This window comes from Acidihalobacter prosperus (genome assembly GCF_000754095.2).
Classification (GTDB): domain Bacteria; phylum Pseudomonadota; class Gammaproteobacteria; order DSM-5130; family Acidihalobacteraceae; genus Acidihalobacter; species Acidihalobacter prosperus.
In genome coordinates this window covers 461,183-482,335 of the sequence record NZ_JQSG02000001.1, presented here as the reverse complement: position 1 = coordinate 482,335, position 21,153 = coordinate 461,183, and the positions used below count along the sequence as shown (strand labels likewise).

20 protein-coding genes and 1 pseudogene are annotated in these 21,153 nt (G+C 64.6%); 8 read left to right on the top strand and 13 right to left on the bottom strand.

From position 1 onward, the window contains the following. The first annotated feature begins 123 nt into the window (after positions 1–123). On the top strand, positions 124–1,122 hold the full coding sequence (locus tag THPRO_RS02335) for an aldo/keto reductase (RefSeq protein ID WP_038086356.1): 999 nt from the start codon (positions 124–126) through the stop codon (positions 1,120–1,122). 25 nt (positions 1,123–1,147) lie between these two features. Here the strand turns inward: THPRO_RS02335 and corA are convergent, their stop codons facing one another. The 3 genes from corA to THPRO_RS02320 are packed head-to-tail and all read right to left on the bottom strand — an operon-like array spanning position 1,148 to position 4,945. Next, positions 1,148–2,242, bottom strand: coding sequence for a magnesium/cobalt transporter CorA (gene corA / locus THPRO_RS02330; RefSeq protein WP_038086351.1), 1,095 nt, complete (start codon positions 2,240–2,242; stop codon positions 1,148–1,150). A 30-nt stretch (positions 2,243–2,272) separates the two neighbouring features. After that, positions 2,273–3,505 carry a voltage-gated potassium channel protein gene (gene kch / locus THPRO_RS02325; RefSeq protein ID WP_082954377.1) on the bottom strand — a complete coding sequence of 411 codons (1,233 nt, stop codon included), beginning with the start codon at positions 3,503–3,505 and terminating at the stop codon, positions 2,273–2,275. Between the two features lie 57 nt (positions 3,506–3,562). After that, positions 3,563–4,945 (bottom strand): class II fumarate hydratase, encoded by a 1,383-nt coding sequence (locus THPRO_RS02320; protein ID WP_038086344.1) that lies wholly within the window; start codon positions 4,943–4,945, stop codon positions 3,563–3,565. Positions 4,946–5,026: 81 nt separating this feature from the next. On the opposite strand from THPRO_RS02320, the gene purB reads away from it, so the two are divergent. From purB to THPRO_RS02290, 6 genes are all read left to right on the top strand, one after another. Continuing rightward, complete coding sequence (purB, locus tag THPRO_RS02315; protein ID WP_065089154.1) at positions 5,027–6,397, top strand: adenylosuccinate lyase; 1,371 nt, start codon at positions 5,027–5,029, stop codon at positions 6,395–6,397. After that, entirely contained in the window at positions 6,394–7,560 is a 1,167-nt protein-coding gene (locus tag THPRO_RS02310) for a cupin domain-containing protein (RefSeq protein WP_065089153.1), read from the top strand. The genes purB and THPRO_RS02310 overlap by 4 nt, the downstream gene beginning before the upstream one ends. A 43-nt stretch (positions 7,561–7,603) precedes the next feature. Continuing rightward, positions 7,604–8,155: a hypothetical protein gene (locus THPRO_RS02305; protein WP_038086333.1), complete on the top strand. Its 552-nt coding sequence runs from the start codon at positions 7,604–7,606 to the stop codon at positions 8,153–8,155. 101 nt (positions 8,156–8,256) lie between these two features. After that, positions 8,257–9,189: an AAA family ATPase gene (locus tag THPRO_RS02300; protein WP_065089152.1), complete on the top strand. Its 933-nt coding sequence runs from the start codon at positions 8,257–8,259 to the stop codon at positions 9,187–9,189. After that, positions 9,159–10,166 (top strand): DUF58 domain-containing protein, encoded by a 1,008-nt coding sequence (locus tag THPRO_RS02295; protein ID WP_082954376.1) that lies wholly within the window; start codon positions 9,159–9,161, stop codon positions 10,164–10,166. Before THPRO_RS02300 ends, THPRO_RS02295 begins: the two co-directional genes overlap by 31 nt. Next, positions 10,163–12,244, top strand: coding sequence for a DUF3488 and transglutaminase-like domain-containing protein (locus tag THPRO_RS02290; protein WP_065089151.1), 2,082 nt, complete (start codon positions 10,163–10,165; stop codon positions 12,242–12,244). Before THPRO_RS02295 ends, THPRO_RS02290 begins: the two co-directional genes overlap by 4 nt. Here THPRO_RS02290 and iscU read toward each other — a convergent pair whose 3' ends face one another. The 4 genes from iscU to THPRO_RS02270 all read right to left on the bottom strand — a co-directional run bounded on the left by iscU (position 12,245) and on the right by THPRO_RS02270 (position 15,026). Continuing rightward, a complete protein-coding gene (gene iscU, locus THPRO_RS02285; protein ID WP_038094189.1) occupies positions 12,245–12,652 on the bottom strand; it encodes a Fe-S cluster assembly scaffold IscU in 408 nt (135 codons plus the stop codon). Between the two features lie 34 nt (positions 12,653–12,686). After that, a complete protein-coding gene (locus THPRO_RS02280; RefSeq protein ID WP_065089121.1) occupies positions 12,687–13,910 on the bottom strand; it encodes an IscS subfamily cysteine desulfurase in 1,224 nt (407 codons plus the stop codon). A gap of 14 nt (positions 13,911–13,924) precedes the next feature. Further along, positions 13,925–14,404, bottom strand: coding sequence for a Fe-S cluster assembly transcription factor (locus tag THPRO_RS02275; RefSeq protein ID WP_038092081.1), 480 nt, complete (start codon positions 14,402–14,404; stop codon positions 13,925–13,927). Positions 14,405–14,525: 121 nt separating this feature from the next. Further along, positions 14,526–15,026: a DUF1249 domain-containing protein gene (locus tag THPRO_RS02270; RefSeq protein ID WP_038092079.1), complete on the bottom strand. Its 501-nt coding sequence runs from the start codon at positions 15,024–15,026 to the stop codon at positions 14,526–14,528. Between the two features lie 82 nt (positions 15,027–15,108). Here THPRO_RS02270 and THPRO_RS02265 point away from each other — a divergent pair, with 82 nt between their 5' ends. Further along, the gene (locus THPRO_RS02265; RefSeq protein ID WP_065089150.1) at positions 15,109–16,737 is read left to right on the top strand and encodes an alpha-D-glucose phosphate-specific phosphoglucomutase; all 1,629 of its coding nucleotides are present in this window, start codon (positions 15,109–15,111) and stop codon (positions 16,735–16,737) included. Between the two features lie 29 nt (positions 16,738–16,766). Here the strand turns inward: THPRO_RS02265 and THPRO_RS17420 are convergent. The 6 genes and pseudogenes from THPRO_RS17420 to sdhC all read right to left on the bottom strand — a co-directional run bounded on the left by THPRO_RS17420 (position 16,767) and on the right by sdhC (position 21,038). Further along, positions 16,767–17,658, bottom strand: a pseudogene (locus tag THPRO_RS17420) (protein YgfX). Next, complete coding sequence (locus tag THPRO_RS02255; RefSeq protein WP_407922435.1) at positions 17,615–17,821, bottom strand: FAD assembly factor SdhE; 207 nt, start codon at positions 17,819–17,821, stop codon at positions 17,615–17,617. Before THPRO_RS02255 ends, THPRO_RS17420 begins: the two are co-directional and overlap by 44 nt. A gap of 43 nt (positions 17,822–17,864) precedes the next feature. Further along, the gene (locus THPRO_RS02250) at positions 17,865–18,566 is read right to left on the bottom strand and encodes a succinate dehydrogenase iron-sulfur subunit (protein ID WP_038092076.1); all 702 of its coding nucleotides are present in this window, start codon (positions 18,564–18,566) and stop codon (positions 17,865–17,867) included. Continuing rightward, complete coding sequence (sdhA, locus tag THPRO_RS02245; RefSeq protein ID WP_065089149.1) at positions 18,566–20,329, bottom strand: succinate dehydrogenase flavoprotein subunit; 1,764 nt, start codon at positions 20,327–20,329, stop codon at positions 18,566–18,568. Before sdhA ends, THPRO_RS02250 begins: the two co-directional genes overlap by 1 nt. After that, entirely contained in the window at positions 20,326–20,667 is a 342-nt protein-coding gene (sdhD, locus tag THPRO_RS02240) for a succinate dehydrogenase, hydrophobic membrane anchor protein (protein WP_052064561.1), read from the bottom strand. Before sdhD ends, sdhA begins: the two co-directional genes overlap by 4 nt. Next, complete coding sequence (gene sdhC / locus THPRO_RS02235; protein WP_038092071.1) at positions 20,664–21,038, bottom strand: succinate dehydrogenase, cytochrome b556 subunit; 375 nt, start codon at positions 21,036–21,038, stop codon at positions 20,664–20,666. Before sdhC ends, sdhD begins: the two co-directional genes overlap by 4 nt. Positions 21,039–21,153: the final 115 nt, after the last annotated feature.

Genomic DNA, 21,153 nt, shown 5'->3' with positions numbered 1-21,153 from the left:
CGCCGCTGAACTCGCGACCGTTAGACGGGTCAGAATACAGACCGAGCGGTTTGACACCTGCGTGCGCCGTCCCGACCGCACGGTGTCGGACCGACCGAGATCATCGCGACACAAGGAGTCTGTATGGAACACACCCGCCTGGCACACGCGGATATCGAAGTGCCGAAGATCGGTCTGGGCACCTGGGCCATCGGCGGCTGGATGTGGGGCGGCACGGACGAACGCGCGGCCATCGATACCGTACACGCCGCGCTCGACCGCGGCATTACGCTGATCGACACCGCGCCCGTCTATGGCTTCGGCCGCTCGGAGGAGATCGTGGGCAAGGCCTTGGCCCAGTACGGCCGGCGCGACCGCATCGTACTGGCCACCAAGGTGGGCCTGGCCTGGCAGGACGGGCGCGTCAGCCGCGACAGTTCGCCGGCACGCATCCGCCAAGAAATCGAGGATTCGCTGCGTCGTCTGGGCACGGACTACGTCGACATCTATCAGGTGCACTGGCCCGACGGTGCGGTGCCCTTCGAGGAGACCGCGGCCGCCCTTGAAGCGCTGTGCGCCGAGGGCAAGATCCGCGCGATCGGGGTGAGCAACTATTCGCCGGAGCAGATGGCCGCCTTCGCCAAGGCGGCGCCGCTGGCCACGAATCAGCCGCCCTACAACCTTTTCGAGCGCGAGATCGAGGGCGGCGTCGCCGATTACTGCGTGCAGCAGGGTATCGGCATGATCGCCTACGGCGCGCTCTGCCGCGGGCTGCTCTCCGGACGCATGCAGGCCGACACGCGCTTTACCGGCGACGATCTGCGCCTGTCCGATCCGAAGTTCCAGATGCCGCGTTTCGGACACTACCTCGAGGCGGTGCGCCGGCTGGACGCGTACGCGCAGGAGCAATACGACCGTCGCGTCATCCATCTGGCGCTGCGTTGGCTGATCGACCAGCCGGGTGTGGCGACCGCGCTGTGGGGCGCCCGACGCCCGGACCAGCTCGATCCCGTCGATGCGGTGATGGGCTGGTCCATCGATGTTGCGGACCGCGTTGCGATCGATGCCATCCTGCGGGAATGCATTCCCGATTCCGTGGGACCGGAATTCATGGCGCCGCCGGAAAACGTCGCGACCGCCTGATGGCGTTCGGCGGTGGCCGACCGGCTTACCGGCTGCCGCCCAGCCAGCCCTTGCGCCGGAAAAAGATCGTCATCGCCGCCGCGATCAGCAGCATCACCCCCCACACCAGCGGGTAGCCGTAATACCAGTTCAGCTCGGGCATCGCCCACGGGCTCTTGGTGTTGTTGCCGAAGTTCATTCCATAGACGCCGACGATGAAGGTCAGTGGGATGAAGATGGTCGAGATCATGGTCAGCACGCGCATGATGTCGTTGAGCCGGTTGCTGACGCTCGACAGATACACGTCGAGCATGCTGGCGACCACGTCGCGGTAGGTTTCCAGCAAATCCATGATGTGCACGGTGTGATCGTAGAGATCCTGCAGAAAGGGCTGTAGGTCGGGGGCGAAATACTCCTCGTCGTTGGCGCCGCGCATCAGCTGGCTGACCACCTCGCGCGTCGGCCAGAGCTGGCGGCGCAAGATCATCAGGTTGCGTTTGTGCTGGTAGATGGCCGACAGCAGGTCGCGGCTGGGGCGCTCCAACAGCACCTCCTCCAATGCCTCGACCTCCTCGCCGAAGGTCTCCAGCACGGGGAAGGCCTGATCGACCACCAGATCCATCAGGGCATAGAACAGATAGTCCGCGCCGTGGGTGCGCAGACGCGTCCTGACCTTGGCCATGCGCCGGCGCACGGCCTGCACCACTTCTTCCTCGCCGGCGTGGATGCTGAGCACGTAGCCTTCGCCCATGAACAGATTGAACTGCTCGAGTTCGACGCCTTCGCCGTTCCAGCGCGGCAGGTTCAGGATGGCGAACAATTGTTCCTGGTAGACGTCCAGCTTGGGCCGCTGCACCAGCGACTGGACGTCCTCAAGAGCCAGCGAGTGCAGGTCGAAGACCTCGCCGAGCCGGTCGAGCAGGCGCCGGTCGGGCTGACCCTGTATATGTATCCAGGTGACGCTGTCGGCGGATACGAGCGCGCGAGCATCGTCCAAATCGATGTCAAGGTGTTCGTGCATCTCCTCGCCGCGATAGTGCACCGCCCAGAGCCGGGATGGGGAAGTGACCGGAAGATCGATCAACGTTCCCGGAGCACTGCCGATCTTGCGGGTGTGGGTACGGTGCGAATCGAAGCCCATGAAGGTTCTCCCTGTCGTAATGCCGGTGTTTCAGCGCACGTGCAGTAATTGATCGAACAGCGTTTCGGAATTGATCTCCTCGCCGCTGAGCGCCATCGCGAGCAGTTCGCCGCCGAGCACCTGGGGCGCCAGCAGCAGATCGGGCTGTACACGCTTGATGCGCGACAGGTTACGCGCGTCACTGACCGCGGCCACCGTGCGAATGCCTTCGCCGATCTCCTTGACGGCGAGAATCACGAACGCATTTTCCGAATCGTCGTCGCCCAGCGCCAGCACGGCCTTGGCGCGTTCGGCGCCTGCCTTGCGCAGGATTTCGATGTCGCTGCCGTCGCCGACGATGATGTCGGCGTTCTGATAGGGACCCTCGTCCATCTGGCGCGGCAGAATCAGCGTCAGTTTCTGCCCGCGGTTCTGCAATTCCTTGAAGCTGTTGCGCGCAAGAGCGGTGTCGCCGACGACGATGTAATGATTGGCGCGCTCCATTCGGGATCTCCTTGGCTGGATCAGGGCAATCAGGCGATTGTTCATCAAGGGGCCGAGGATCGCACTCAGCGAAGTGGCGAAAATGACCAGTCCGAGCACGATCAGAGATACCACGAACAGGCGCGCCTCGGGGGTGACCGGCACGATGTCGCCATAGCCTACCGTGGACATGGTGACGACAGCGAAATACAGCGCGTCGTCTGCGCCGGTGATGGCTGGATGAAACTGGCTGCCAAGCAGATAGGCGCCGAAGACGCCGTAACCGAGCGTCAGCAGCACGCTGGTCAGCGCAAACAGGGTGCCCGTGGCGAGACTGCTGCGATCGAAATAGCGGCGTCCTGCCAACAGGGCCAGCAGCAGCATGACGTTGTAGCCGGTTTCCAGCGGATAGTGTCCGCCGGAGGCGATCAACTGGACCGCCACCGCCGCCAGCGTGACCAGCATGGTGGTCACCCAGGCGAGTCGGGAGTGCCAAAGCAGGCCCAGCGACATGACCAGCAGCAGCATGCCGACGGCGAACTGCGGGATGCCGTGGATGGCGAGGGTCGAAAAGCCTTCGTTCAGGTGGCCGAGATCCGGTACCGAGAGCGTCAGACCGAGCAGCTTGCGCAGATCGGGCACCAGTTGCAGCAAGCCGGCAAGCCCCACGCCCAGCGACAGCGGTACATGAGGGAACCAGCGGTCCGCGCGCAGTAGTTGGTACAACCGGCTCCATGAGCGCCGCAGGCCCGGCCAGACGCCGAGTGCCAGGCGTTCGCTGAGACGCTCGGGATCAGACACAGTCACATCGCCCTGCGGACTGCCATGGCCGGCACATCCGACTGCGCGGGGCGCGAATCATGCGCCGCCGGTCAACGCGGCCGGGTCGAGCAGTCGACGCAGCGAGGTTTCGTCAAGGTCGGTCATCTCCAGGGCGACCTCGATCACCGGCCGGCCCTGGGCATAGGCCTGCTTGGCGATGGCCGCGCCCCGTTCGTAGCCGATGACGTCGTTGAGTGCGGTGACGAGAATCGGATTGCGCGCCAGCGCAGTGGCCGTTCGCTCGCGGTCGACCTCAAAGCCGCGGATCGCCCTGTCGGCCAGAAGGATCGAGACATTTGCTGTCAATTCAATTGCTTGAAGTATATTGTTGGCAAGAAGAGGCAGCATTACGTTGAGTTGGAAATTGCCCGATTGTCCAGCGAGGGTCATCGCCGTATCCAGCCCGATCACCTGTGCGGCCACCATACAAACCGATTCCGGCACCACCGGGTTCACCTTGCCCGGCATGATGCTGCTGCCCGGTTGCAGCGCCGGCAAGCGGATCTCCCCCAGCCCGGCCAGCGGACCGGAGTTCATCCAGCGCAGATCATTGGCAATCTTCATCAATGCCGTTGCGACACTCTTGATCTGACCGGACAGCGCCACGATGTCGTCCTGGGCGCTCAGTCCCTCGAACAGGTTGGCGCGTACGTGGAAGTCGATGCCGGTGCGCTCGGATAGCAGCGCGGCGATGCGCGCACCCAGCTCTGGGTGCGCATTGACGCCGGTACCGACCGCGGTGCCGCCCTGTGCGAGTCCGCGCACCTGTGGCAACAGCGTCTCGATGCGCGAGGCGCCCATGCGAACCTGCGCTGCCCAGCCGCCGAGCGTCTGAGACAGGCGCACCGGCATCGCATCCATGAGGTGCGTGCGCCCGGTGGTGATCACGCCGTCCAGTTCTCCGGCACGCGTTTCGATGACGCAGGCCAGGTGATCCAGTGCCGGCAGCAGCTGTTGTTGGCAGGCCAGCGCGGCGCTCAGGTGGAGCGCGCTCGGAATGACGTCATTGGAGCTTTGGCCGCGATTGACGTCGTCGTTGGGATGTACCGCGCGGCCCAGTCGTTCGCCGGCCAGGCGCGCGACGACCTCGTTCACGTTCATGTTGGTGCTGGTGCCGGAACCCGTCTGGTATACATCGACCGGGAAGGCATCCGCGTGCTGCCCCTCGGCCACTGCGTCGGCGGCCGCGGCAATGGCGGCGGCGACCTCGGTCGACATGAGCCCGAGACCGGCATGCGCGCGCGCGGCGGCCGACTTGATCATCGCCACGGCCTGGATGAAACGCGCGGGCATGCGCTGGCCGCTGACCGGAAAGTTGTCGATCGCACGTTGCGTCTGGGCGCCCCACAGCGCCTCGGCAGGCACGTGCAGCTCGCCCATGCTGTCGTGTTCGATACGGTATTGCTCGACTGATGCCATGCATTGCTCCCTGCTAGCTGGGGTCGGTCTGGCGGGCTTGGGGTATTATAATGCAGCTTTTTTGCGACCGAGATTCGACGGATGGAAATCACCCCCCTCACCGCCCTGTCCCCGGTGGACGGACGTTATGCCGTGCAGACGCAGCCGCTGCGTGCCCGCTTCAGCGAATTCGGTCTGATCGCCGCTCGCGTCACCGTCGAGGTGCGCTGGCTGCAGGCTTTGGCCGCCGAGCCGGGCATTCCCGAGGTCGACACGTTGCCCGCTGCCTCGCAGGCCGTGCTCGAACGCCTGATCGACGATTTCTCCCCGGCCGACGCGGTCGAGGTCAAGACCATCGAGCGCACCACCAATCACGACGTCAAGGCGGTGGAATACTTCATCAAACAACGCTTCGCCGCTGCCGATCCGGCGCTCGATAGCGTCAAGGAATTCGTGCACTTCGCCTGCACTTCCGAGGACATCAACAACCTGGCCTATGGCCTGATGCTCAAGCGCGGGCGCGATGAGGTCCTGCTGCCGGCGATGGACGAGATCGTCGCGCTGCTGCGCGCGTTGGCGCACCGATTGGCCGATTCGCCGATGCTGTCGCGCACGCACGGGCAGCCTGCCAGCCCGACCACGCTGGGCAAGGAATTCGCCAATGTGGTCGCGCGTCTGGAGCGTCAGCGGGCGCAGATCGCGGAAGTATCGATTCTCGGCAAGATCAACGGCGCCGTGGGTAATTACAACGCCCATGCCATCACCTATCCGGACCTGGACTGGGCGGCTTTCGCCGAACGCTTCGTGACCGGTCTGGGACTTGCCTGGAACCCCTACACCACACAGATCGAGCCGCACGACTATATCGCCGAGCTGTTCGATGCCGTCGCGCGCTTCAACACCATTCTGCTCGATCTCGCACGCGACACATGGGGCTATATCTCGCTGGGCTATTTCCGCCAGCGCGTGGTGGCGGGCGAGGTCGGTTCCTCGACCATGCCGCACAAGGTCAACCCCATCGATTTCGAAAACGCCGAAGGCAATCTCGGCTTGGCCAATGCGATACTCGAACACCTCGCCCGCAAGCTGCCGGTATCGCGCTGGCAGCGCGACCTGACCGACTCCACGGTGCTGCGCAATCTCGGCGTCGGCCTGGCGCACAGCCTGATCGCGTATCGCGCACTGCTCAAGGGACTCGGCAAGCTTGAGGTCGACCACGATCGTCTGGCCGCCGATCTCGAAGCCAACTGGGAAGTGCTCGCGGAACCCATCCAGACGGTCATGCGCCGCTACGGGCTGCCCAATCCCTACGAACAGCTCAAGGCGCTCACACGCGGCCAGCGTATCGATGCGGCACGGCTGCGCAGCTTCATCGAGGCGCTCGATCTGCCCGAGGCGGCGCGTGCCGCGCTGCTCGAACTGACGCCGGCAGGCTACACCGGCACGGCTGCCGAGCAGGCCAAACGCGTGTGAGCGAGGGACCTTTGGGCGATTTGGCGCCACGGACCTTCCTGCGCGATTACTGGCAGCGAAAACCACTGCTGGTACGTCAGGCCTTCGCCGGCATCCGTGCACCGCTCGACGCCGAGGAGCTGGCCGGTCTGGCACTGGAGTCCGACGTACCCTCGCGTCTGGTCCAGCAGCATGATGCCGCGCGCTGGAGCGTGCGCTACGGTCCGTTCGAGGACAGCGACTTCGCGGCACTGCCGGATACGCATTGGACCCTTCTGGTCACCGACCTCGAAAAATTCGTGCCCGCACTGCACGATCTCGTGAAACCCTTTCGCTTCCTGCCGGACTGGCGCATCGACGACCTGATGATCAGTTATGCCGCCCCGCAAGGCTCGGTCGGGCCGCACACCGACGCCTACGACGTTTTTCTGCTGCAGCTCGAAGGCCGGCGCCGCTGGCAGATCGATACGCGTCCGGTCGATCCAGGCAACCGCCTGCCTGGCGCGGAACTGAGTATCCTTGCTCATTTCGAGCCCGAGTCGGAGTGGGTGCTCGAACCCGGTGACATGTTGTACTTGCCGCCCGGTGTCGCGCATTACGGCTTGGCGCTCGACCCCTGCATGACCGCCTCGATCGGATTTCGTGCTCCCAGTCAGCAGGATCTCGTCAGCGCTTGGCTGGACGACGTCGCCGCCGCGCTCGACCCCGAGCGGCGTTTCGGCGACGCCGGCCGCGCCGTGGCCGACAATCCCGGTGAAATCGACCTGGCTTCCCGCGACGCCATCATCGCGCTGATGCGCGAGGCGCTGGCGCGCGACGACGTGGCGCTCGAACGCTGGTTCGGACGTTACATCACCGAGCCGCGCGCCGACCTGATCGGACTGTATCTCGCACCCGATAACTGGGACGAGGCGGCATTGGGCGCGCAATTGGCCTCTGGGCGGGGACTCAAGCGCAACACTGCCGCACGGCTCGCCTACTTTATCCGCGACGACAGGCTGTTTCTGTACGCCGATGGCCAGGAATACCCGCTCGACATGAACTTTCTCGAGCCGGTCGCCGTCCTATGTCAGCGTTTCGACTACCCCGCCGCTCTCTGCCGCCGGCTGCTGGACGACGCGCCGGGCAGCGCCGGACTGATGGTCAACCTGCTCGAACGAGGCATACTCGAAGCGGTGGAATAGCGTGCAGCGCATGCCGAAATCACAGAATCAGGGAATCCAGACAATGAGCTCGATATCGATCCGCCGCTACATCATGCCGATCATGGTGGTCGCCGCCCTGGCGGCACTCGCACTGGTCACCCTGTTTCCGAGCAAGACCGACACGATGCAGCAGAGTCGTACCGCGCTTGCCGTATTCGAAAAACATGTCAACGAAACCGCGCAGCCCGCCGAGCAGGCCTGGAGCGAGTTCAAGCGCCAGACCGTCGTGCTCAGCCAGAAGAAGGATTTTGGCGCGCTGTCGCAGGCAGCCAACCAGACCTACGACACCATCAACCAGGTCGGCGCAACCCTGGCGGCGATCCCGATCCCCAAGCTACACAACACGCACGCCCGCCAGGCTGCCTGGAAGGCACTGGAGGATACGCGCGCCCGCTACACGATGCTGGCAGCCGCCGCACAGGTGTGGATCAAGATGGCGGGGAGCGGGCGAGTCACCCACGACGAACTGATCGCGATCGAGGGCGTGGAAAAACAGGCGGCAAAATACCAGCGCATGATCCCGGGCGATTTCGCACTAGCCCGCAGTGCGTTGGCACCGTCGGCAAAACCCTGAATCCCATCGATCCAGGCGCAGATTGCGGCCCGGACCAAGGCGCTCGCGTTGACAATGCGAATCGCCTATCCTGTTGGCATGGTTCCCCGAGAACAGGCTAAATGGCATCAATTATAAATATAAACAATAAGCTGTCGGATACAATTAACCTTGTTTCAGAGGTTATTCTCGGCAAGTCTTCGATTATCGAACTCGCGCTTACGTGCCTGCTCGCACGCGGGCACCTGTTGATCGAAGACCTGCCCGGCATGGGCAAAACCACCCTGGCTCACGCGCTCGCCGTCACGCTCGGTCTGCGCTTCCAGCGCGTGCAGTTCACCAGCGATCTGTTGCCGGCGGACATCCTGGGTCTCTCGATTTACGACCGCGAACAAGGCGAATTCCGCTTTCATCCTGGTCCCGTATTCACGCAGTTGCTGCTTGCCGACGAAATCAACCGCGCCACACCCAAGGCGCAAAGTGCCCTGCTCGAGGCGATGGAGGAACGCCAAGTCACGCTCGATGGCGAAGCCAGACCCCTCCCCCAACCGTTTTTCGTCGTCGCCACGCAGAATCCCTTGCAGCAACTGGGTACCTTCGCCCTGCCCGAATCGCAGCTCGATCGCTTCCTTATGCGCTTGAGCCTCGGTTATCCCGACGCCGACGCCGAACGCACGCTGCTCTCCGGGGAGGACCGCAGGCACACGCTCGAAACGCTGCAACCCCTGCTCACGCCGCCCGAACTGACCGCCCTGCAAGCGCAGGTAGAAAGCGTGCATCTTTCCGCTCCACTGCTCGATTACATTCAGGCGCTGCTGCATGTCTCGCGGCATTCCGAACAGGTTCAGCCGGGCCTATCGCCGCGCGCGGGCTTGGCCCTGGTACGCGCGAGTCGCGCCTTCGCCGCGATCAGAGGGCGCGATTACGTCGTTCCGGAAGATGTTCAGGCGGTCTTCGGCGCCGTGGCGGGACACCGCCTCGGGACCCCGGGCGGCGACCTGCAAAGTGCGGAATCCTTGTCGGGATGGCTGCTGGATCAGGTTTCCTTACCCTGAGCAGGGTCGCCCGTCCCGCATCGCATGTCGGCATCGTGGCGCGGTGGGCGCAGCGCCGGCTGCGGATTACCGGCCAAGCCGTCACGCTGGAGCGCCGCCGTCTATTCATACTGCCGACGGGCGCGGGTCTTGGCTATGGCGCCATGCTGGCCGTGATGTTGCTGTTCGCGCTCAACTACAACAACAGCATGATCTTCGCCGCCACTTTCCTGCTCGCGGGTATCGCAATCAATGCGATCTGGCAAACCCACCGCAACCTCCTCGGGCTCCGCATCGAGGCCGAACCGCCTGCGACGCCGCTGGGCGGCCTGCCATCGCAGCTCGTGTTGCGCCTGGGTATCCCAGACGCACGACCTCGCCCGGCCATCGTTTGTCAGCTCGCTGAAGATAAGCACACGCCGCATGACTGTGACATCCTTGCCACGACGGCGCTGCGGATCGACTTGCCACCGATGCGACGTGGACGCAGGCAGATCCCTGAAATCCGCATCAGCACGCGCTATCCGCTCGGACTCTTTCGTGCCTGGAGCCTGCTGCGATTCCCCCAGCCGCTGCTGGTCGCGCCGGCTCCAGCGCCCCGCGATCTATATCGCCCGATCGGCACCGGCGCGTCAGCCCAGGGTGCTCGCGCCAGATTCGGCGAGGATGACGATGTGTTTGCCGGTCTGCGCCCGTATCGACACGGCGACCCGCCGCACAGCATTGCCTGGCGCGCCACGGCACGTAGCGAATCCCTGCTCAGCAAGCAGTTCGAAAGTGAAACCGGCATGCACGTCCGCTGGTTACGCTGGGAAGACACGCCGCTGCTCGACACGGAAACGCGCTTGTCGGTCCTGTGCCGCTGGGTGCTCGATGCCGACGCAAACGGCGCGCCATACGGTCTCGCCCTGCCCGGCAGCGAAATACCGCCGAACACCGGTACCCATCATCGTCGCCAGTGTCTGGAAATGCTGGCCCTATACGAGACCGGCACGTGAAGCACCGTCACGTCAACCGGGGGCGCCGGCAGAACGATCTGCCCGCAACGATGCATAGCGCGCTGTACGCGCTGTTGGCGAGTCTCGCCGCCATCGCGGCCATGCTCTTCGGCGCATTGCCGGCCTGGGCATCTGCGGTTGCCATCGCAGCATTCGGTTTTGGCGCCCTCAGCCTGTATCGTGGCTGGCCTCGTCTCCCGGGTTTTTTGCTCGCAATGCTAGGACTGGCCGCCATGCTCGGCGTCTGGCTGTGGTTTCATACACTCAACGGCGCGGCAGCCGGTGTTTCGCTGCTTTTGCTCATCGTCGCGGTCAAATGTTTCGAAACCCGCAATACCCGCGACCTGATGGTCGTCGCCCTGAGTGCCTATCTGCTCACCGCGAGCCTGTTTCTGTTCGGTCAGGGAATCCTCCGTACCCTGTTCGGACTGGCCAATCTGGTATGGCTCACGGCAGTGCTGCAGCAAATCCAGAGCCGGCGCAGCATGCTATCGACGCATCGGTTGCTGGCCGTCTCCGGTGGTCGCATCGCGGCCGCCATCCCCCTGATGCTGATGTTGTTCGTGCTCTTTCCGCGCATCGATGGCCCGCTTTGGGGGCGGCTGCCGGACCGTGGCAAGGCCGTCACTGGCCTCAGCGACCACATGTCGCCGGGGGCGATTTCTCAACTCGTGCGCTCGCAGGCGATCGCGTTCCGCGCGCATTTTCCAGAGTCTCCGCCACCACCGCAGGCCCGTTACTGGCGCGCCTACGTCCTCGACCGCTTCAACGGACGCAGCTGGCACCCCGGCCCGCCAGCCCCGCCGGCCGGGCGCCTGCGGGCTTCCGGCCGGCCGATCACCTATACGCTGCTGCTACAGGCCTCCGATCACCGCGCCGTCCCCGTGCTCGGCTGGCCGGTCGCCGCCCCACCCGGGACACGACTGATCGCGGGGCATACGTTGCGGGCAAACCGCATAGAGAACAACGTGCGCAGTTTCCGCCTGCACGCAGCGCCTACCGCCGCGCGCCTGGGCGCGCGACTCCCACCCGCAGCGCTGGCCGCCTATCTCCGTCTGCCGACAAACGCCGCGCCGCGCGCTTATGCGCTGGCGAGGCGCTGGAAGGCGGCGGATCCGGCGCCACGAGCCGTTATTGCCCGCGCATTGCGCTATTTTCATGACCAACCCTTTTACTACACGCTCAATCCGCCACGACTGAACGGCGACATCACCGATCGCTTCCTGTTCGATACGCGTCAGGGATTTTGCGAGGACTACGCCAGCGCGTTTGCCGTACTCATGCGCGCCGCCAATATCCCGGCGAGAGTGGTCGTCGGTTATATGGGTGGCCGCTGGAATGCCGCGCTGCACTACTTCACCGTGCGCGATGCGGATGCGCATGCCTGGGTCGAGGTTTGGCTGCATGGCCGTGGCTGGACACGCGTCGATCCGACGGCTGCCGTGGCCGCCTCCCGCGTCGAAGCGGGCACCGGCGCCACGGCAGAGGGCGGACTGGGCCTGCGCAGCGAACAGCGCGGCTGGCTTGCGCACTGGGGCGACTCCCTGCGCTCGGGCTGGGATACCGCCGGATATCTGTGGGACACCTGGGTCATCGCCTTCGGCCCGGCCGAACAGCGTGCGCTGCTCCATCGCCTCGGGCTACGCTCGGACTGGGGCGCGCTTGCCGGCTATCTCGCCGCCGGATTCGCCTTGCTCGCCGCGATCGGCTTTGCCTGGACCTACTGGCGCCACCGGCCGCCGCCGCCCACTCCCGAGCAGCGACTCTATCAACGCTATCTGCGCCGCCTCCGCCGTCACGGTCTGAGTCCGGCCAGGCAGGAGGGTGTGCAGGCCTTTGCCCTGAGGCTCGCTCGCGATTGGCCGGCCCTGGCGGCCAGCGCCGGCCAGGTTGCGACGTCCTACCTGGAAGCGCGTTTTGCCGCGGCGGGTCCCGGCGAGCAGTCACGTTCCCGGCGCTTGGCGCGTTTGCGGCAGGCGGTCGCCGGAGCGCTGGCGGACCTGGATACGAAAAGGCCCGCGAAGGCGGGCCAAAGGACCGGCGAACCGGTCAGAGTGCGCATGGAAAAGAAAGGTTGATCAAGCGGACTGAGCGTTCTGGTTATTGTCGTTTTGTTTGCCCTGGTAGTCGGCGATGGCGGCCTTGATGGCGTCCTCCGCCAGCACCGAGCAATGGATCTTCACCGGTGGCAGCGCCAGTTCCTCGGCTATCTGCGTGTTCTTGATCTCGCCCGCCTCCGCCAGCGTCTTGCCCTTGACCCATTCGGTCAGAAGGCTCGAGCTGGCGATCGCCGAACCGCAGCCGTAGGTCTTGAACTTGGCGTCTTCGATCACGCCCGCGGCGTTGACCTTGATCTGCAGCTTCATCACGTCGCCGCACGCCGGCGCGCCTACCATGCCCGTGCCCACGCTCGCGTCGCCCTTGTCCAGGGTGCCCACGTTGCGCGGGTTCTCGTAGTGATCGATTACCTTGTCGCTGTATGCCATCTTTGCGTCCTCCGTGTCCCGTGTCCGTCCGCCCTCAGTGGGCGGCCCATTGAATGCTCTTGAGATCCACGCCGTCCTGGTACATCTCCCACAACGGCGAAAGCTCGCGCAGCTTGCCCACCGCCTGGCGCACTTCGGCAATCGCGTGGTCGATCTCCGCAGCCGTGGTGTAACGCCCGATCGAGAAACGGATGGAACTGTGCGCCAGTTCGTCGTCCCGGCCCAGCGCGCGCAGCACGTAGCTCGGCTCAAGACTCGCCGAGGTGCACGCCGAGCCGGAGGAGACCGCCAGGTCCTTGAGCGCCATCAGCAGGCTCTCGCCTTCGACGTAGGCAAAACTGACGTTGAGAATGCCGGGGTAGCCGTGCGCCAGGTCGCCGTTGAGGTAAACGGCCTCGAGGTCGTTGACCCCGGCCCACAGCCGGTCGCGCAGGCCGCGGATGCGCTCGAGGTCGGCACCCATCTCCTCGCGCGCCAGCCGCGCCGCCTCGCCCATGCCGACGATCTGGTGCGTCGCCAGGGTGCCCGAGCGCATGCCGCGCTCGTGCCCGCCGCCATGCATCTGCGCCTCCAGGCGCACCCGCGGCTTGCGCCGCACGTACAGCGCACCAATGCCCTTGGGGCCGTACATCTTGTGCCCCGAGAGACTGGCCAGGTCGATGTCCAGGGCCTGCACGTCCAGCGGCACCTTGCCGGCGGACTGCGCGGCATCCACATGCAGCAGGATGCCCCGCGCACGGGTCAGCGCGCTCACGGCTTCAAGGTCCTGAATCACGCCGATCTCGTTGTTGACGTGCATCAGCGACACCAGCACGGTGTCCTCGCGCAGCGCCGCCTCAAGCTTGCCCAGATCGATCAGGCCGTTCGGCTCCGGATCGAGATAGGTCACCTCGCAGCCCTCGCGCTCAAGCTGCCGGCAGGTGTCCAGCACCGCCTTGTGCTCGGTCTTGCTGGTCACCATGTGCCGGCCCTTGCGCGCGTAGAAATGCATCACGCCCTTGATCGCAAGATTGTCCGACTCGGTCGCGCCGCTGGTCCACACGATCTCCTTGGGATCGGCATTGATCAGCCCCGCCACCTCGGCGCGCGCGCGCTCCACCGCTTCCTCCGCCGACCAGCCAAAACAGTGGCTGCGCGACGCCGGATTACCGTACACGCCCTCTCGCGTCAGATAACCGCACATCACGTCCGCCACTCGACCGTCCACCGGCGTCGTCGCCGCATAGTCCAAATATATCGGCGTCTTCACTTCGTCCATCGCGATGCTCCGCATCAGGCGGCGGCAGTACGGCGATACGTCATGAACTGGCGACGGCCGGCCTTGTCCTGACGTTCAGCGATGGCCTGCACGTCGGGACGGTTGGCGAACTGGGCCAGGGTGATGCCGTCCAGGAAGCTGTAAAGGCGTTGGCTCAGATCGTCCCACAGCTGATGGGTCAGGCAGCGCTCGCCGTCCTGGCAATCGCTCTGCCCGTTACAGCGGGTAACATCGACGGATTCGTCCACCGCCGAAATGATCTGCGCGACCGTAATCTGATCGGCCGGTCGCGCCAGCCGATAGCCGCCGCCCGGACCGCGCACACCCTCGACCAGATGCTCCTTGCGCAGTTTGGCGAACAGCTGTTCGAGGTAGGAAAGGGAAATGCCCTGGCATACGGAAATATCCGCCAGAGTGACGGGGCCAACCTTGTCATGGATGGCGAGATCCATCATCGCGGTGACCGCGTAGCGGCCTTTCGTTGACAGTTTCATGGTCGATCGCCTTTGTCTGATTGTGACTGGACGCCCGGGATAAATCCCGAGTGTGCTGGTTGGTTACTCTAGGTTAACCGACCACATCAGTCAACAATTGACAGGGTGATCCGCCCATGCGCTACTCGGCTGTGGGCACCAGGGAGCCGGCACGGGCTGCGCGCCCGCCAGAGAAGGTATGGCCCTGCCCCAGACAGTAGTGCAGCCAGCGGTTGAGGAATCGATTCGCCGACCAGCGGGCGCGCAGCTCTCCGGTTCCATCCGGTGAACCGAAGGCCGGGTGGCGGCTGCCGGCAGGGTTCGCGCCATGCCGCATCAATACTTCGGCCTGGCGGGCGTCATGATAGATCCGTACGGATAGCGAAGGCGCCAGTATGTCGTCCGGCGGTGCGTCGAAGCGGTGCGTGAGTTCGAGGCTGCTGGTGTAACGGGTGTGCTCGATCAGGCTTAGATACAGCCGGGGCGCCCCTTGCGGAGCAGACACCCAGTGTTCGCCTTGAGCCGGCAGACGCGGACACAGCCGTCTGAGCGCAATGTAATTCTGCTCGTAGAGCTCCATCAGCGACGCGAAGCTGCGCGGCGCGCTGAACAGATGTCCTGGATATCGGTGCTGAATGAACATGGGGCGAGAATAGCACAGGGACAATCGCGCACGGATTTGCTAACGTCGGGTCTGCGCACAACCAGGAACCGGCCGACACGCTATGACTGAGACCTGCCGCACCCAACCCTTCGACGGCCAGCGCCCCGGCACCTCGGGTCTTCGCAAGCCGGTCAAAACCTTCATGCAGCCGCGCTACCTCGAAAACTTCGTGCAGTCGGTATTCGACTGCGTGGAAGGGCTGAGGGGCGCCACCCTTGCGTTGGGCGGCGATGGGCGATACTACAACCGCGAAGCGATCCAGACCATTCTAAGACTGGCGGCCGGCAATGGCGTTGCACGCGTGATCGTCGGCCGAGGTGGCCTGTTTTCGACGCCCGCAGTATCGGCACTGATACGCCAACGCCAGGCGATCGGCGGACTGATCCTTTCCGCCAGCCACAACCCCGGCGGTCCAGCCGGCGACTTCGGCATCAAATTCAACTCGGCCAATGGCGGACCGGCCACCGAAGCCCTGACCGAGGCCATTTACGCGCGCAGCCGGACCATCGATCGCTACTGCATCGCGCCCGCATGCCATATCGATATCGACACGCTCGGCGAACAGACCCTTGCCGGTATGACGGTCGAAGTGATCGATCCGGTGGAAGACTACGCCCGGCTGATGGAATCGCTATTCGATTTCGAACGTATCCGGGGGCTTTTCCGCGGCGGCTTCCGCATGCGTTTCGACGCCATGCACGCCATCACCGGCCCCTACGCGCATACGATATTCGAGCGCATGCTCGGCGCGCCGGCGGGCACGGTGATCCATGGCACGCCGCTGGCCGATTTCGGCGGCGGCCACCCCGACCCCAATCTCACGCATGCCGCCGAACTGGTACGCCAGCTCGGGCGTCCGGAAGGCCCGGATTTCGGCGCCGCATCGGATGGCGACGGCGACCGCAACATGATCATGGGACACGGCTGCTTCGTGACACCCAGCGACAGTCTCGCCATTCTTGCGGCAAACGCCACGCGCGTGCCCGCATACCGGGATGGGCTGCGCGGCGTCGCCCGCTCCATGCCGACCAGCCGTGCCGTCGACCGTGTCGCGCACAAACTCGATATCCCGTGTTACGAAACGCCCACAGGCTGGAAGTTCTTCGGCAACCTGCTGGACGCGGGGCGCATCACCCTGTGCGGCGAGGAGAGCTTTGGCACCGGTTCGGATCATGTCCGCGAGAAGGACGGTCTTTGGGCCGTGCTGTTCTGGCTCAACCTGCTGGCCGTGCGCGGCCAGTCGGTGGCCGAAATCGTGAACGAGCACTGGCTGCGTTTCGGGCGTGACGTCTACACCCGCCACGACTACGAGGGCATCGACAGCGACGCGGCCGGCACGCTGATGGCGCGTCTGCGCGACCGTCTGAGTACCCTCATAGGGCAGACCATAGGCAGACACGCCGTCTCGGGCGCCGACGATTTCGCCTACACCGACCCGGTCGACGGCAGCCATGCCGCCGCCCAGGGCGTGCGTCTGCTCCTCGGCGACGAGGCCCGCATCGTGTACCGGTTGTCCGGCACCGGCACACAGGGCGCCACCCTGCGGCTATACATCGAGCGCCTGGAAACACGCCGCGAGTACCTGCAGGCCGACGCGCAGAAACAGCTGGCCGACCTCATCGCGCTGGCGGGAGAAATCGCGGATATCCGAGGTCTCACGGGCCGCGATGCGCCCGACGTCATCACCTGAGCAAGCATTGCCCGCGAATGCCGGGGGCGTCAGAACTGATTGGCGACCTTGGCCACGCCAGGCACGCGGCTGCGCACCAGCCGCTCGACCACGTTGCGCAGATCGAGTGTCGCGCGCGGGCAGCCCACGCAGGCACCCTTGAGCCGCACCCGCACCGTGCGCTCCTCCAGCGCCACGAATTCGATATCGCCGCCATCCTGAAGGAGAATGGCGCGTGCCTCCTCGATGGCCGCGCGTACCGCATCCAGATCGATCGGCCCGGTTGCGGGACGGCCTTCGGCCAGCGCACGCGCAGCCTGGGTCTGCACCCTGTCGATACGCAACGCGAGTTCAGGATCGATCGCCTCGATGGCGTCGAGCTCATCCTCGCTGTAATGGTGTTCGGGGTCGTCGCTAAGCAGGGCGTCGAGTGTTCCCTGCGTTTCGGCCAAATCCATGCGTTTGAGAGAAAATTCAGTTGTCATGCTCGTCATTTCGCCCGAAATGCTCGGCGCGCAGGCGCGCGCGCAGGCGCCTCAGGGCATCGGTTTCGAGTGAATCCTGCAACAGCACCACTGCCCGACGGCCGTCGCCGTCCATCATGCGCAGGCTGAGCACGATGATGCGTGCATGCACATAGCAATCCGGTGCGAGCTGTGCCCGGTGTTCCTGCCCCAGCCCATCCCACACGCGCCAGCTGCCCGAGACCTCCCAGACCAGCCGCAGCACGCTGCGGCTGCTGTTGAGCAGCACATAGAGACGCAGATTGCGGTAAAGACTCCAGGCCAGCAGCAAACCAAGAAACACGAGGCTCCAGGCCGGCAAGCTCAGATACGGCAATACCGCGGCCGCAGTGACGTGCAGCAATACGAAAAAACCCGCCAGCTGCCGGGACGGCTTAGGCTGGAGATACAGTGGCTCCACGGATCTGGGTGACGACATGGGCAATTCCCGGGTCTGCGGGGGCCATCCGGCCCATCAGGATGTCCAACAGTACCTGATCAGGATACTCCAGTAAGCGCTCGAACGCTAAACGGCCGGCATCGTCGAGTACGTTATAACCGTGATTCGCGAACGCGCCGAGGAGCAGGTCGAGTTCAAGCATGCCGCGCCGACAGTGCCAACGCAAACGCCCGTCCGCCTCCACTTCAGATCGAGCGCTTGAGCATGGCGTGCTTGATCTGGCCGATCGCACGCGTGGGATTCAATCCCTTGGGACAAACCTGGACGCAGTTCATGATGCTGTGGCAGCGGTAGAGCTTGTAGGCGTCGTCGAGCTGGGTCAGCCGTTCATCCGTAGCCTGATCGCGGCTGTCGAGCACGAAGCGTGCCGACTGTAGCAGTGCGGCCGGGCCGAGGAAACGGTCCGGATTCCACCAATAGGACGGGCAGGCCGCGGAACAGCAGCCGCAGAGCACGCATTCATACAGCCCATCAAGCCTGGTGCGTTGTTCCGGGGATTGTCGGAACTCGGTCTCCGGTTCGGGATCGGTGAGCTTGAGATAGGGTTCCGCCGCACGATACTGGCCGTAGAAGTTGTCCATGTCGACGATCAGGTCGCGCACCACCGGCATGCCCGGCAGCGGCCGGATCTCGATCGGCTGTTTCAGACCGGAGACCGGCGTGATGCAGGCCAGGCCGTTGGTGCCATTGATGTTCATGCCGTCCGAACCGCACACGCCTTCCTGGCACGAACGGCGGAAACTCAAGGTCTCGTCCTGCTCCTTGAGCTTGAGCAGCGCACCCAGCAGCATCATGCCCGGTTCGATCTCGCCGTCGGCGAGCTCGAACGGCTGCATATGCGGTGCCGCCGCGCCCTCGGGATCGTAGCGGTAGATAGAAAATTTCATCAGTAGACCCTCTCCACCGGAGGAAACGAATCGACGGTCAGCGGCCGCGTACGTACCGGCTTGTAATCGAGATTGTCGCTGGCGAGGAAATAAAGGCTGTGGCGCATCCAGCGACCGTCGTCGCGCTTGGGATGATCGACCCGGCTGTGTGCGCCGCGGCTTTCCGTGCGCGCCAGGGCCGATTGCGCCACGGCCTGCGCGCAGGCCACGAGATTCTCCGTTTCCAGGGCTTCGACGCGGGCGGTATTGAAGACCCGCGAATGGTCCCGCAGGACGGCCGACTGCAGGCGCTCGGCCACCGCTCGAACCTGCTCCACGCCCGCTTCCAGCAGGCTCTGTTCGCGGAACACGCCGACGTGATCCTCCATGGCCTGCTTGAGGGCGTGCCGCACCTGCTCCGGCGATTCGCCGTCGCCGCGACGATCCCAGCGCGTGAGCCGGGCCATGGCGGCCTCGACACTATCCTCATCCATCGGTCGGTGGTAGCGGTTATCCGCCAGGTATTCGATGATGTGATTGGCCGCCGCGCGCCCGAATACCAGGATGTCGAGCAGCGAGTTGCCGCCGAGGCGATTGGCGCCATGCACGGACACGCAGGCGCATTCGCCGGCTGCATACAGACCCGGCACGGGCGCCTCCGGCGTGTCGCGTACCGGTACCACCACCTGCCCGAAGCGATTGGTCGGGATGCCGCCCATGGTGTAGTGCGCCGTCGGATAGACCGGGATCGCCTGTTCGGCGGGATCGAGATGCAGGAAGGTCAGACACATGTCGCGAATGCCGGGCAGGCGGCTCTTGACCACGTCCGCGCCGAGATGATCGACCTTGAGGAGGCAATAGTCCTTGCGCGGGCCGCAGCCGCGGCCTTCCTTGACCTCGGTATAGATCGCACGGCTCACCACGTCGCGCGAAGCCAGGTCCTTCGCGTGCGGCGCGTAGCGTTCCATGAATCGCTCGCCTTCGCTGTTGACGAGATAGCCGCCCTCGCCCCTTGCACCCTCGGTAATCAGCATGCCGCGGCCGGCGATACCGGTCGGGTGGAACTGGATGAACTCCATGTCCTGGAGCGGGATGCCGGCGCGTAGCGCCATGGCCATGCCGTCGCCGGTATTGATCAGTGCATTGGTATTGGTGCGGTAGAGCTGCGCCACCCCGCCGGTCGCCAGCAGGGTCGTTTTCGCCTCGATCAGGATCGGCTCGCCGGTTTCGATGGAAAAGGCCAGCACTCCCAGCACATGGCCGTCCGCGTCCTTGATCAGATCGACGGTGAAGTATTCGTCGAAGAAATGGGTCTTGGCGCGGATGTTCTGCTGATACAGGCTATGCAGGATTGCATGCCCGGTGCGGTCGGCCGCTGCACAGGTGCGTACCGCCTGTTCCTTGCCGAAGTGGCGGCTCTGCCCGCCGAAGGCGCGCTGATAGATGGTGCCGTCCTCCAGCCGGGAAAACGGCACGCCGTAGTGATCCAGTTCGTAGACCACCTTCGGCGCCGCACGGCACATGAATTCAATGGCGTCCTGATCGCCCAGGTAGTCGCTGCCCTTGACGGTATCGAACATGTGCCAGTGCCAGTCGTCGGATACGACATTGGCAAGCGCCGCGTTCACGCCGCCCTGGGCGGCCACGGTATGCGAACGCGTGGGAAACACCTTCGACACCACGGCCACGTTCGCATCCGCGCGCGCCAGCTGCAATGCCGCGCGCAGGCCTGCGCCGCCGGCGCCCACGATCAGGGCGTCAAATCGTCTTCTCGTCAGCTTCATGATCCACTCGCCAGTAACAAGATGCGTGCGGCCCAAAGTCCGCAGCCCAGCAGAAATAAGGCCACGACGGCCAGCAGCCCCAGGCGCAGGCCGATGGGTCGGACATAGTCCACGATCACGTCGCGCGCACCCACCCAGGCATGGGCCAGCAGCATGATCATGAAGAGCGCCAGCGCCAGCTGTAGCAGCGGCTGTGACAGCCAGGTCTGCCAGCGGGCCGCGTCGAGGTGAGGATGGATTGCCAGTGCGACGAGGGCGAAAATGAAAAAGCCGCCCAGATAGACGGCGCTCACGCGTTGAATCAGCCAGGCTCGCAGCCCGCTCAACCCCGTTTTCACAGATAGAACTCCAGCAGCAACACACACGCGAGCACAAGCGCCGATCCGCCCACCCAGGCGGCGCTCAGGCGGCTGCCGCGCCGGTCCACGGCTATTTCGATATCCATGAGCAGAAAGCGGATGCCGGCCAACAGGTGGTGGCAGAGACTCCACACCAGCAGCAGCAGGACGGGCGCCAGCCAGGGTGAGGCCAGCAGCGCATGGGCACGGGAAAATCCTGCGCGGCCATTCAGTGACAGCTCGAGCAGGTAGAGCGCGAAGGGAATGCCGATAAACAGCAACACGCCAGAAATCCGGTGGGCGAAGGAAATCACTCCGGGCAGCGGCAGGCGAATTCTGAGCAGATCGAGATAGACGGGACGTGCATTCATCGGCGACGGTCCTTGTGATCCTGTGGGCGACTTCTATCGGCTGGCCGGAGGGAGTTTGAGTCTAGCAGAACAAGGCTGCGGATAAGCAAGCCCACGCACGTGGCTGACAGCGCTT

What these genes read in the sequence shown, in the direction of transcription:
- THPRO_RS02320 (WP_038086344.1), bottom strand. Translation starts at nt 4,945, where the DNA reads ATGGCATCAGTCGAGCAATACCGTATCGAACACGACAGCATGGGCGAG.
- THPRO_RS02250 (WP_038092076.1), bottom strand. Translation starts at nt 18,566, where the DNA reads ATGAAATTTTCTATCTACCGCTACGATCCCGAGGGCGCGGCGGCACCG.
- THPRO_RS02305 (WP_038086333.1), top strand. Translation starts at nt 7,604, where the DNA reads ATGAGCTCGATATCGATCCGCCGCTACATCATGCCGATCATGGTGGTC.
- iscU (WP_038094189.1), bottom strand. Translation starts at nt 12,652, where the DNA reads ATGGCATACAGCGACAAGGTAATCGATCACTACGAGAACCCGCGCAAC.
- THPRO_RS02275 (WP_038092081.1), bottom strand. Translation starts at nt 14,404, where the DNA reads ATGAAACTGTCAACGAAAGGCCGCTACGCGGTCACCGCGATGATGGAT.
- THPRO_RS02300 (WP_065089152.1), top strand. Translation starts at nt 8,257, where the DNA reads ATGGCATCAATTATAAATATAAACAATAAGCTGTCGGATACAATTAAC.
- sdhC (WP_038092071.1), bottom strand. Translation starts at nt 21,038, where the DNA reads ATGAATGCACGTCCCGTCTATCTCGATCTGCTCAGAATTCGCCTGCCG.
- THPRO_RS02270 (WP_038092079.1), bottom strand. Translation starts at nt 15,026, where the DNA reads ATGTTCATTCAGCACCGATATCCAGGACATCTGTTCAGCGCGCCGCGC.
- THPRO_RS02280 (WP_065089121.1), bottom strand. Translation starts at nt 13,910, where the DNA reads ATGGACGAAGTGAAGACGCCGATATATTTGGACTATGCGGCGACGACG.
- purB (WP_065089154.1), top strand. Translation starts at nt 5,027, where the DNA reads ATGGAAATCACCCCCCTCACCGCCCTGTCCCCGGTGGACGGACGTTAT.
- THPRO_RS02295 (WP_082954376.1), top strand. Translation starts at nt 9,159, where the DNA reads ATGGCTGCTGGATCAGGTTTCCTTACCCTGAGCAGGGTCGCCCGTCCC.
- corA (WP_038086351.1), bottom strand. Translation starts at nt 2,242, where the DNA reads ATGGGCTTCGATTCGCACCGTACCCACACCCGCAAGATCGGCAGTGCT.
- THPRO_RS02255 (WP_407922435.1), bottom strand. Translation starts at nt 17,821, where the DNA reads ATGCTTGAACTCGACCTGCTCCTCGGCGCGTTCGCGAATCACGGTTAT.
- THPRO_RS02335 (WP_038086356.1), top strand. Translation starts at nt 124, where the DNA reads ATGGAACACACCCGCCTGGCACACGCGGATATCGAAGTGCCGAAGATC.
- THPRO_RS02265 (WP_065089150.1), top strand. Translation starts at nt 15,109, where the DNA reads ATGACTGAGACCTGCCGCACCCAACCCTTCGACGGCCAGCGCCCCGGC.
- sdhA (WP_065089149.1), bottom strand. Translation starts at nt 20,329, where the DNA reads ATGAAGCTGACGAGAAGACGATTTGACGCCCTGATCGTGGGCGCCGGC.